The sequence below is a fragment of the Stenotrophomonas sp. SrG genome, assembly GCF_050031795.1.
GTDB lineage: Bacteria > Pseudomonadota > Gammaproteobacteria > Xanthomonadales > Xanthomonadaceae > Stenotrophomonas > Stenotrophomonas rhizophila_A.
On the sequence record NZ_JBNBBE010000125.1, the window covers coordinates 1 to 295 of the forward strand.

1 protein-coding gene is annotated in these 295 nt (G+C 75.9%); it reads left to right on the forward strand.

Annotated features, from left to right (window positions below; all coding sequences use genetic code 11):
- Window positions 1-65: 65 nt before the first annotated feature.
- On the forward strand, window positions 66-295 hold a 230-nt coding region (locus ACQG3P_RS19235), incomplete at its 3' end, for a hypothetical protein (RefSeq protein WP_426805932.1).

The following is a 295-nucleotide window of genomic DNA, read 5'->3' on the forward strand; positions in this document are numbered from 1 at the left end:
AAGCGGGGCGGGCGGTCGTAGGAGAGGTCCACAGGGGTGGGCCGTGCTGCCGGGCGGATGTCGGGGTGTTCGAGGAGCGCGCGGTCGGTGGGGTGTGCCCCGTGGCCGGCGAGGGCGCGGCCGCGGTGCGCGGGGGCGCGCGCGTGTCGGCGCGGGACCAGCGCCCCCGCAACAACGTGGACAACAACCCCCCCCACGCACCCGCCGAATGCGATGCAGGCAACGGCGAAGCCCCCCGCCCCGGGCCGGTACAGGACGAACGCGCCCAGGTCGAACCGCAGGTGAAACGGCCCAA